Raw genomic sequence first — 8,647 nt, 5'->3', positions numbered from 1 at the left:
TGGGGGCTTCTCGCCCCCAAACCCCGCGGTGTTTTCAGGTATAGATTATTAAGCTACACCAGCACTTGGGATTGCAGTTCTATGTTGAACTTGCGATGCCTTACGAAAGGATTTTCTATATTCTCTGGGGCATACTTATTTATATCTGTGCATTTATTTGCTGTAAACGCCAAGAGAACTGAACATTGAGAAGCACACTCTCTCCTCCTCTCTTACCTTCCCTTTTCAAGAAATAATCAACTGACAATTTGACTGCAAGTAGTGCCATTATGTCAGACACAAGACGTAGGCACATGATTTGATATATAGTCATCAGAAATTAAAAAAAGAACTTAATACCTGATCCTATACAAGGGAAAGGGAATAAAGAAAGGATATTAGATATGACATTTGATAAATTTACAATAAAAGCACAAGAGGCTGTTCAGAGTGCGATAAACATTGCACAGCGAAATGGACAGCAGACCATTGAACCAGTACACATATTAGCTGGTGTGATGGAAAAGGGAAAGGACGTGATTAATTACGTCTTCCAGAAATTAGGTGTGAACGCACAAGCTGTGGAGAGTGCCATTCAGAATGAGATGAGCCACTTACCGAAAGTATCTGGTGGTGAACCTTATCTCTCTTCTGAAACCAATCAGGTAATGCAACGCACGATCGATATTTCGCAGAAGATGGGCGATGAGTTTGTAAGCATTGAACCGATGTTGCTCGCTCTGTTGGCTGTAAATTCCACCGCAAGTCGGATATTGAAAGATGCGGGTTGCACAGAGAAGGAGATGACGGCAGCTATCAACGACCTTCGTCAAGGTCAGAAGGTGCAGTCGCAAAGTGGTGACGAGAACTATCAGTCATTACAGAAATATGCCCGCAACCTTATCGAGGACGCCCGTGCAGGCAAGCTCGACCCAGTGATTGGTCGTGATGAGGAGATTCGAAGAGTATTGCAGATTCTGTCTCGTCGTACAAAGAATAACCCTATTCTCATTGGTGAGCCAGGTACTGGTAAGACCGCTATTGTTGAGGGTTTGGCAGAGCGAATCGTTCGTGGAGATGTGCCAGAAAACTTGAAAGATAAGCAACTCTATTCATTGGATATGGGTGCGATGTTGGCTGGTGCTAAGTATAAAGGTGAGTTCGAGGAGCGATTGAAGAGTGTGGTTAAGGAAGTGATGCAGGCTGATGGTAATATCATCCTCTTCATCGATGAAATTCACACATTGGTCGGTGCTGGTGGTGGCGAAGGTGCTATGGATGCAGCTAACATTTTGAAGCCAGCTTTGGCACGTGGCGAGTTGAGAGCTATCGGTGCAACAACCCTGAATGAATATCAGAAATATTTTGAGAAAGATAAGGCTCTTGAGCGTCGTTTCCAAACAGTTATGGTGGATGAACCTGACGAATTGGACGCCATCTCTATCCTTCGTGGATTGAAGGAGCGTTATGAGAACCATCACAAGGTTCGTATTCAAGACGATGCTTGTATAGCAGCTGTAAAACTTTCTGAGCGTTATATATCAGATCGTTTCTTACCTGATAAGGCTATCGATTTGATGGATGAGGCAGCCGCAAAACTACGTATGGAGCGTGATTCTGTTCCAGAGGAGTTGGATGAGATTACTCGTCGCTTGAAACAACTTGAGATTGAGCGTGAGGCGATTAAACGGGAAGACGATAAGGAAAAGATTGCACAACTCGACAAGGAGATTGCCGAATTCAAAGAGCAAGAACATAGTTTCCGTGCTAAGTGGGAAGGCGAACGTGGATTGGTGAATAAGATTCAACAAGACAAGCAAGAGATTGAGCAGCTCAAGTATGAGGCTGACCGTGCCGAGCGTGAGGGTAATTACGAGCGTGTTGCCGAGATTAGATACTCACGACTAAAGCAATTAGAAGACGATATCAAGAATATCCAACAGCAGTTGCAAGCCACACAAGATGGGCAAGCAATGGTGCGCGAGGAGGTTACAGCAGATGATATCGCTGAGGTTGTGAGCCGTTGGACAGGTATTCCTGTCACACGAATGTTACAGAGTGAGAAGGATAAACTGCTCCACTTGGAGGATGAACTACACAAGCGTGTCATCGGACAAGATGAGGCTATCACTGCTGTGGCAGATGCGGTTCGTCGTTCACGTGCAGGATTGCAAGATCCAAAGAAGCCTATTGCTTCCTTCATCTTCTTAGGTACAACGGGTACTGGTAAGACTGAGTTGGCAAAGGCATTGGCTGATTATCTCTTCAATGACGAGTCTATGATGACCCGAATTGATATGAGTGAGTATCAAGAGAAGTTCAGTGTAACTCGACTCATCGGTGCGCCTCCAGGATATGTAGGCTATGATGAGGGTGGTCAGTTGACTGAGGCTGTACGCCGTAAACCTTACTCAGTGGTTCTCTTTGACGAGATTGAGAAGGCACATCCAGACGTATTCAATATTCTTTTACAGGTATTGGATGATGGTCGATTGACTGATAATAAGGGTCGCACGGTGAACTTCAAGAATACGATTATCATCATGACGTCTAACCTTGGTTCGCAATACATCCAACAGCAGTTTGAGCATCTTAACGATACGAATCGTGAGGAAGTAATCGACAAGGCAAAAGTTGCGGTGATGGATATGTTGAAGAAGACGATACGTCCAGAGTTCCTCAATCGTATTGACGAGACTATCATGTTCTTGCCATTGACAAAAGAGCAGATTGGTGGTGTTGTTCGTCTGCAACTTGAGAGAGTTAAGGATATGTTAGAGCCACAGGGTATTGAACTTCAGTGGACTGACCCAGCCATCAACTATCTTTCAGATGTTGGCTACGACCCAGAGTTCGGTGCGCGTCCTGTCAAGCGAGCTATCCAACGTTACGTATTGAACGATCTCAGTAAGTCATTACTTGCAGGTACAGTCAACCGTGACAAGCCTGTCATCATCGACAGCTTCGGTGAGGGCTTAGTATTCAGAAATTAAAATAAAAGGGAGTGTATCATTTGATACACTCCTTTTTTTTGTTTCATCCGGCATTTCAAGTGATACTACTATAAATCTTTATGAGGTAAACCTCTGTTCTCCTTTAAACTTCTTCGTGACCAACATGTTTTATTATTCTTAGTGATTCTACATGTCATAACCGTCCGCACTATTGGTGTTCGCCATCCGCACCATTGGTGCTAAGTATCCGCACGATGATATGACATGATAAAAGGGCTATTGTGGCTCATCCACTATGGAGAAAAAATAAGATGTATCATAACTGTAAAAACACCTCTAAGATCCTTACTGCCAAGAACGAATCCGCCTCAGAATACGCTATTTCTCACATTCATTCCAATATCCCTAATTTTCTACAATGAAAGAAATCCTCAATATAAAAGTTCCTGTCACTCGTGTCACAAGAGAACAGCTTATAACCTACTGATTTGTAACACGTTTACACGAAGTGTTAAAAGTGACAGCAAAATGAAATTAAAAATACTATAGTTATATCGTTACATTTTTAAAAGAGCTAACAACATTTTATTACTCAAAGAACAACATATAGACAGAATCATTAGGCGTGCCTAACTCTTACGTTAGCAAGATTAATATTTCTTCTCACATAAAAGTGATTCTATCATAAATTAAACCATAGTGTATAGCACTAAAAGCCTTCTACTCATAGTAAAAAGAAGCTGTAAAAAGTAGAGAACGAATATAAAAAGCGTTGCTTTACACTTAACTATAAAGGTGTTCAAGACTGCATATTACATACTTCTTGCTATGTTTTCAAACATAGTTTATAAACAAACTATCTATAACAAATCCTGCATGGACTAAAGCCTTTTGACTTTGCTGCACTCACAGAAAGGCCTTTTATACTGCCAGAGCATCTATTAAGACCACGACAATTTGGGCTTGAATGATACTTTCTTGCCTTTGGTCCCGTACAAATGTAAACCGTTCCAGACTGAATATCCGTATTTCTCTTTGTAGAAGCAGTCGTTCCTCCTATCGTAGAGAACAAAGCAAGTGCTATAAACGCTGATTTAATAAATTGCATATTGGTATAAAGTAAGATTGTTGTAATGAACTTAGTAAATTAGAAGTGAGAGAAAAGGTAAAGGCCATCCTCTTTTAGATATTCATTTATAAAACATAAAAAATAGGCGGTATACCTACGTAAAAACATGGTATACCGCCTAAAAAATATATTTCTAAGAAATTACTTCATTTCTTCCACCGCTGCTTGTGCCGCTGCAAGTCTTGCGATAGGCACGCGGAATGGAGAACAGCTAACGTAGTTAAGACCTACACGATGGCAGAACTTAACAGAGCTTGGCTCACCACCATGCTCACCACAAATACCACACTTGAGGTTCTTGCGAGTCTTGCGGCCCTTCTCAACACCCATTTGGATTAATTGACCAACACCCTTCTGGTCAAGAACCTGGAATGGGTCAACATCGAGAATCTTCTTCTCCAAGTAGCTTGGCAAGAAGCTTGCGATATCGTCACGGCTATAACCGAAGGTCATCTGAGTCAAGTCATTTGTACCGAAGCTAAAGTATTCAGCCTTCTGTGCAATAACATCAGCTGTCAAAGCAGCACGAGGAATTTCAATCATCGTACCCACCTTGAATTCAACCTCAACACCTTCTTTTTTGAAGAGTTTGTTTGCAGTTTTACGAATGATACTCTCTTGAATGTCAAGCTCATTAACAATACCAACCAATGGTACCATAATTTCTGGCTTAGGATCAAATCCTTCCTTCTTCAACTGAACAGCCGCACCGAGGATAGCCTTGGTCTGCATTGCAGTAATCTCTGGGAATGTGTTACCCAAACGGCAACCACGAAGACCCAACATTGGGTTGCTCTCAGAAAGTGCACTTACACGGCTCTGAATAAACTGAACACTTACGCCCATCTCTTCAGCCATTACTTCCTGTCCCTTAAGGTCGTGTGGAACGAACTCATGCAAAGGAGGATCGAGCAAGCGGATGTTTACAGGCTTACCATCCATACACTTCAAGATGCCATAGAAATCTTGCTTCTGATAAGGCAGAAGCTTTTCAAGTGCCTTTTCACGCTCTTCTGTACTGTTAGCGAGAATCATCTCACGCATAGCCTTAATCTTCTCGTTCTCGAAGAACATGTGCTCTGTACGGCAGAGGCCAATACCAACAGCACCAAAATTACTTGCTACTTCTGCATCATGTGGAGTATCTGCGTTGGTACGAACAACCAGCTTACTATACTTCTTACAAAGGTCCATCAACTCTGCGAAGTCACCTGTAACCTCAGCAGGGCGAGTCTTCACCTCACCAAGATAAACTTCACCTGTTGAACCATTTAAAGAGATATAATCGCCCTCACGTATTATAGTTCCATCAATTTCCAAGGTACGTGCCTTGTAATCAACCATGATAGCACCAGCACCACTGACACAACACTTACCCATACCACGTGCAACAACGGCTGCGTGTGATGTCATACCACCACGAGCAGTCAAAATACCCTCAGCAGCAGACATACCAGCGAGATCCTCTGGAGATGTCTCGATACGAACCATGATAACTTGATGGCCATCCTCATGCCATTTTGTAGCATCATCAGCAAAGAACACTACCTGTCCACTTGCTGCACCAGGAGAAGCAGGCAAACCACGTGTCAACACATGTGACTGTGCCAATGCCTCCTTATCGAATACTGGGTGAAGAAGCTCGTCGAGTTTATTTGGTTCACAACGCACGAGTGCTGTCTTCTCGTCGATCTCGCCCTCATGAAGAAGGTCCATAGCAATCTTAACCATAGCAGTACCTGTACGCTTACCGTTACGAGTCTGGAGGAACCAGAGCTTACCTTCTTGTACAGTGAACTCCATATCCTGCATATCATGGTAGTGCTTCTCCAACTTATCCTGGAGGGCAAACAGCTGTGCATAAAGCTCAGGCATAGCCTCTTCCATAGAAGGATACTTTGCAGCACGAGTCTCTTCATCGATATTCTGCTGAGCAGCCCAACGGAGTGAACCTTCCTTAGTAATCTGTTGTGGAGTACGGATACCTGCTACAACATCCTCACCCTGTGCGTTGATAAGATACTCACCATTGAAGAGATTCTCACCAGTACCAGCATCACGAGAGAAGCAAACACCTGTAGCAGAGCTATCACCCATATTACCAAATACCATAGCCTGTACGGTTACGGCTGTACCCCATTCCTGTGGAATACCTTCCATCTTACGATAAAGGATAGCACGCTCGTTCATCCATGAGTCGAACACAGCGCATATAGCACCCCACAACTGCTCCATAGGATCATTTGGGAATTCCTTACCAGTCTGCTCCTTGATAGCATTCTTGAAGAGTACAACAAGTTGCTTCAAGTCATCAACGGTCATCTCGTTATCGAGCTTAATGCCACGCTCAGCCTTAACCTTCTGAATAATAGCTTCGAATGGGTCGATATCTTCCTTATTTACAGGCTTCATACCCAATACAACGTCTCCGTACATCTGTACAAAACGACGATAACTGTCATAAGCAAAACGTGCATTACCTGTCTTCTTAACCAATCCATCAACCACAGCATCATTAAGACCAAGGTTAAGAATGGTATCCATCATACCAGCATAGAAGCACGTGCACCTGAACGTACACTCACCAACAGAGGGTTAGATGGGTCTCCAAAAGTTGAGTTCATTAAACTCTCAACATGTTTAACGCTGTTCTCAACTTCTGCCTTTAGCAAACCTACTACAGTCTCTTTACCTTTCTCATAATACTCAGTACATACATCTGTGGTAATTGTAAAGCCTGGAGGAACCGGAACACCAATAAGATTCATCTCTGCCAAGTTAGCACCCTTGCCTCCAAGGAGATTTCTCATGTCAGCTTTACCTTCAGCCTTACCATTACCAAAGGTATAAACTCTCTTTTCGCTCATAAGTTAAAAATGATAATGAATTTTAGTTATTTGTATAGTGCAAATATACCAATAAATAGGTAAAGTAGCAAACTTTTCTGTAAAATTTGCTATGTTGACCTTACATTTTTACTTTGTTGGCGTACACAGAACCGATAAATATCATCATGTAAACCACAAACAAGAAAAAATTAGTAACTTTGCAACGAAATACAAAACAGATTATGAGTAGAAAAAGAAAGCCATTACCCATTCTGGAGAATGTCACAATAGAGGCTGTAGCAGCCGAAGGAAAGTGTGTTACGCACGTAGACGACAAGGTTATCTTTGTTCCTTTTGTAGTACCAGGAGACGTTGTAGACCTTCAGATACGCAAGAAGAAGCGCAACTACTGTGAAGCTACCGTCATCCGCTTCATTAGCAAGAGCAATATTCGTCAAGAACCTATGTGTGAACATTTCGGTATCTGCGGTGGTTGTAAGTGGCAGAACCTCCCTTACGAAGAGCAACTAAAGGCAAAGCAACAACAAGTTTACGACCAACTAAGCCGTATCGGTAAGGTTGAGCTTCCAGAGTTCCGCCCTATCATGGGTTCTGTACATACAAAGGAATATCGTAACAAGCTCGAATTCGGCTGCGCTAATAAGAGATGGTACACAGCTGAGGAGCTTCAAGCTCTGCCAGAAGACGCTGGCTTAGAAGAAGGAGCTATCGGATTCCACATCACAGGAGCTTTTGACAAGGTCTACCCTATCGAGAAATGCTGGTTGATGGACAACCTCTGCAATGAACTACGTAATGACATTCGCGACTATGCACACCAGACAGGGATGAAGTTCTATGACATTCGTGCACAGCATGGCCTACTCCGTGATATTATGGTGCGTAACTCTAATACCGGCGAATGGATGGTACTCATACAGTTCCACTATGATGAGGAGGGAGATGACGAACGTGCAAAAGCATTAATGCAGCATATTGCCGACCGTTTCCCACAGATTACATCACTCTTCTACGTTGATAATCAGAAAGGTAACGACACCTTTAACGATCTCGACCTTACTCTCTTCAAGGGAAATGACCATATCTTTGAGACAATGGAGGACTTGAAGTTTAAGGTGGGACCAAAGAGCTTCTACCAGACCAATACCGAACAAGCATACCATCTTTATTCTGTAGCGCGCGAGTTTGCTAACCTTACAGGTGACGAACTTGTTTACGACCTGTATACAGGAACGGGAACCATAGCCAATTTCGTCGCCAAGAAGGCCAAACAAGTTATTGGTATTGAGTATGTTCCAGAAGCTATAGAAGATGCAAAGGTCAATTCTGAGGTTAATAAAATAGACAATACGCTCTTCTATGCAGGTGACATGAAAGACATCCTTACGGAAGATTTCATCCATGAGCACGGTCGCCCAGATGTCATCATCACCGACCCTCCACGTGCTGGCATGCACCAAGACGTTGTAAACGTAATCCTTGGAGCAAGTCCAAAACGAATTGTTTATGTGAGTTGCAACCCTGCCACACAGGCACGCGACCTCGCTCTACTCGATGTTGACTACAAGGTAGCAGCTGTTCAACCCGTAGACATGTTCCCTCATACCCCACACGTTGAGAATGTAGTACTATTAGAAAAGAGATAGTAAAGCTATAATACCGAAAGAAAAATTGTCTGTCTTGTCAGTTCACAGGTTTTTCCTCCTTTGTTACTGACATCACAGACAATTTCACCT

The 8,647-nt window shown here is 43.0% G+C and carries 2 protein-coding genes and 1 pseudogene; 2 read left to right on the top strand and 1 reads right to left on the bottom strand.

All coding sequences use genetic code 11. The annotated features are described in order from the left end of the window. The first annotated feature begins 383 nt into the window (after positions 1-383). Positions 384-2,972, top strand: a complete 2,589-nt coding sequence (gene clpB / locus CHB62_RS09990; RefSeq protein ID WP_089366724.1) for an ATP-dependent chaperone ClpB — start codon at positions 384-386, stop codon at positions 2,970-2,972. A 1,231-nt stretch (positions 2,973-4,203) separates the two neighbouring features. Here clpB and ppdK read toward each other — a convergent pair. Then, positions 4,204-6,929: pseudogene (ppdK, locus tag CHB62_RS09985) on the bottom strand (pyruvate, phosphate dikinase). Positions 6,930-7,132: 203 nt separating this feature from the next. Here ppdK and rlmD point away from each other — a divergent pair. Next, the gene (rlmD, locus tag CHB62_RS09980; RefSeq protein ID WP_089366723.1) at positions 7,133-8,557 is read left to right on the top strand and encodes a 23S rRNA (uracil(1939)-C(5))-methyltransferase RlmD; all 1,425 of its coding nucleotides are present in this window, start codon (positions 7,133-7,135) and stop codon (positions 8,555-8,557) included. Positions 8,558-8,647 lie beyond the last annotated feature (90 nt).

It is taken from the genome of Prevotella jejuni, from assembly GCF_900187995.1.
Taxonomy (GTDB): Bacteria; Bacteroidota; Bacteroidia; order Bacteroidales; family Bacteroidaceae; genus Prevotella; species Prevotella jejuni.
This window is presented reverse-complemented; position numbering and strand designations above follow the sequence as displayed.

What these genes read in the sequence shown, in the direction of transcription:
- clpB (WP_089366724.1), top strand. Translation starts at nt 384, where the DNA reads ATGACATTTGATAAATTTACAATAAAAGCACAAGAGGCTGTTCAGAGT.
- rlmD (WP_089366723.1), top strand. Translation starts at nt 7,133, where the DNA reads ATGAGTAGAAAAAGAAAGCCATTACCCATTCTGGAGAATGTCACAATA.